Source organism: Pseudorhodoplanes sp., assembly GCF_046289595.1.
Taxonomy (GTDB): Bacteria; Pseudomonadota; Alphaproteobacteria; order Rhizobiales; family Xanthobacteraceae; genus Pseudorhodoplanes.
The window spans coordinates 1-2,336 of sequence record NZ_JBKBVB010000230.1 but is presented as its reverse complement, the minus strand read 5'-3'; the positions used below and the strand labels follow the sequence as shown (position 1 = coordinate 2,336).

Sequence of the window (2,336 nt, the reverse complement as noted above, 5' to 3'; positions counted from 1 at the left end):
CCGCGCCGAAAAGGCCCGCGCGCAAGCCGACAAGGCGGCTGAAACCCGCGCCCGGATCGAAGCCGAAACCCGCGCCCGCGATCTGGCGGCAATCGAGGAGGCAAAGGCCAATGACGCCAATCCGCTTGATGCTCTGTTCTAGCGCCGCGCTGGCGCTTGCCGGATGCGGCCCCAAGCCGATCAAGGTAGGGCTGCCACCGCCGCCCGATGAATGGCTGGTCTGCGCCGATGCGCCGGCCCGTCCCGATCTGGCGCCTCTCGGAGCGATTACCCTGCCCGATGGCGCCCGCGCCTATCCCAAGGTGCAAACCGACGCGCGCGACGCGGTGATCGCCCGCTACATCATCGATCTGCGCAGTGCCTGGGGCGATTGCGAGGGCGCGCTCGCCCGGCTGCGCGATTACTATGCGGCGGGCGATAGATGAGCCCGCCGCCAGTGCCCGATCACCTGCTGCGTGAGGCCGTGCAGGCCTATGAGGCGGCGGGGCGCAATCAGCTTCGCGCGGCCAAGGCGCTTGGCATTCCGCGCAGCACCTTTATCGGGCGGCTCCTGGCTGCCGAGCGCGCCGGGCTGATGGGCGATCCCGTCCCGCCGCCAGAGGTGTCCAGGGCCGCGCCGGCACCACCGCCCAGCCCGCGTGAAATCCAAGATGCGGCCTTCTGGCGGCGCAAGGCCAGCGCGCTCGAACGCCAGATCGGTGAGCTTGAGCACCTTGCCGAGCAGCTATCGGGCATTCGCGGTGTGCCCTATCAGGTGCCCGCCTATGCCATCGCCAGCCAAGGCAGGGGCCGGGCGCAATCGGTGATCGGGGTGCACTGGTCGGATACGCACATGGGCGAAAAGATCGCCGCCGAGGAAATCGGCGGGATCAACGCCTTTGATTCCGACATCTGCCGCGCGCGCCTGCGCCGCCACATCGCCGCTGCCTGCCAGATCGGCGCGCGCTGGGCCGAGGATACCGATTGCGTGGGCGCCTATTTCGCGCTCGGCGGCGATCTCATCAGCGGCGACATCCACGAAGAACTGCGGATGACCAACGACCTCACCGCCCACGAGCAGGTGCAGGCGATGGTCGAGGAAGCGATCGCGGCAATCCGCCATCTCAAGGAAGCCTTCGGCGCCGTGCATGTGGTTGCAGTGCCCGGCAACCACGGGCGCAACACCCCCAAGCCCACCGCCAAGCTCTATGCCCGCCTGTCCTATGACATGATGATTGCGGCGATGGTGCAGCGCGAGTTTGCCAACGATCCGCGCGTCACCTTTCAGATGGGCGCAGCCAAGGATCAGGTGACGCCGATCCTCGGGCGCAACGTGCTGCTCACCCATGGCGACAAGATGGGCACCGGCGGCGGGCAGGGCTTTGCCGGGCCGTTTCTCCCGATCGTGCGCGGCGCCAAGAAGGTGCTTGCGCAATATGCCAGCAAAGGTGTGCGTGTGGACTATCTGCTGCATGGGCATTTCCATATCAGCGGCAATCCTGGCAACATCCTCTCGAATGGATCGGTGCCGGGCTATTCCGAATACGCCGATGACCTGCGCGTGGTGGTCGAGCCGCCGCAGCAGAACATCTTTCTGATCCACAGCCGCTGGGGGATGCGCGAGCGAATGCCGGTGCAGCTTGAGGAACCGACCCCGCCGCCCAAGCCGAGGGTGCGGGTGCCGGCGGGATGGGCAGAATGAGCGCCGCCGAGGCGCTGCGCCGGGCGGCGGATGTGTGCGAGGCCAGCGCGATAGGCCCGAGGAAGGAGCGCGCGATCCGGCTGCTGGCGCTCTATGTGATCCGCGCCTGCGGCGAAGGCGAAAACGCCGAGGAAGCGCGGCTATTGTGTGAGCTGCTGGGGGATTAGGCGCACCAATCGCGCCGCCGTGGCCAGCGCGTAGCGAGGCCCTCGGCGATCAGGCGCTCACCGACATCGCCGATTACCGCCAATGTGCGGCCATAGCGATCCGTGCCGACGCGGCGCAGGGTGATCGGCTGCGCGTTGAGCAGCACCACGAGCCGCCCGCGCGCCGCCCGTGCCAGCGTCCGCTCGCGCGCACAGCGCCCGTCAAGCTCGGGCGTGTCGATATCCGCAAGGCGCATCTTCTCGCCCTGCCACCAGATGGTGTCCCCATCGTGGACGCAGTGGTGCCGCGCGCCAGAGGGCGGGCAGATGGCAATGGCAGCGACGGCAAGGGCACTCAGGATCATCATTGCGTTAACGGACCATTAGCCGAAGCGAATTGCGCGATGCCGCAACGCAACCTTGCGTTCTTCGCGTTTTCGCTCGCCCCAGTCCTCGGCTACAATGCTTGATTGGTGAGCGCAGATTCGGTTGGCCGCATTTTTGATTCG

At 67.1% G+C, this 2,336-nt stretch carries 4 protein-coding genes; 3 read left to right on the top strand and 1 reads right to left on the bottom strand.

Annotated elements, in window-relative coordinates; genetic code table 11:
- Positions 1–110 precede the first annotated feature (110 nt).
- From ACK41X_RS23425 to ACK41X_RS23415, 3 genes are read left to right on the top strand one after another with little or no spacing between them, the layout of a single operon-like run.
- A complete protein-coding gene (locus ACK41X_RS23425) occupies positions 111–425 on the top strand; it encodes a hypothetical protein (RefSeq protein WP_409728714.1) in 315 nt (104 codons plus the stop codon).
- Complete coding sequence (locus tag ACK41X_RS23420; RefSeq protein WP_409728711.1) at positions 422–1,681, top strand: hypothetical protein; 1,260 nt, start codon at positions 422–424, stop codon at positions 1,679–1,681. The genes ACK41X_RS23425 and ACK41X_RS23420 overlap by 4 nt, the downstream gene beginning before the upstream one ends.
- Positions 1,678–1,848 carry a hypothetical protein gene (locus ACK41X_RS23415; RefSeq protein ID WP_409728708.1) on the top strand — a complete coding sequence of 57 codons (171 nt, stop codon included), beginning with the start codon at positions 1,678–1,680 and terminating at the stop codon, positions 1,846–1,848. The genes ACK41X_RS23420 and ACK41X_RS23415 overlap by 4 nt, the downstream gene beginning before the upstream one ends.
- Here ACK41X_RS23415 and ACK41X_RS23410 read toward each other — a convergent pair.
- Positions 1,845–2,195, bottom strand: a complete 351-nt coding sequence (locus ACK41X_RS23410; RefSeq protein WP_409728705.1) for a thermonuclease family protein — start codon at positions 2,193–2,195, stop codon at positions 1,845–1,847. The genes ACK41X_RS23415 and ACK41X_RS23410 overlap by 4 nt on opposite strands.
- Positions 2,196–2,336: the final 141 nt, after the last annotated feature.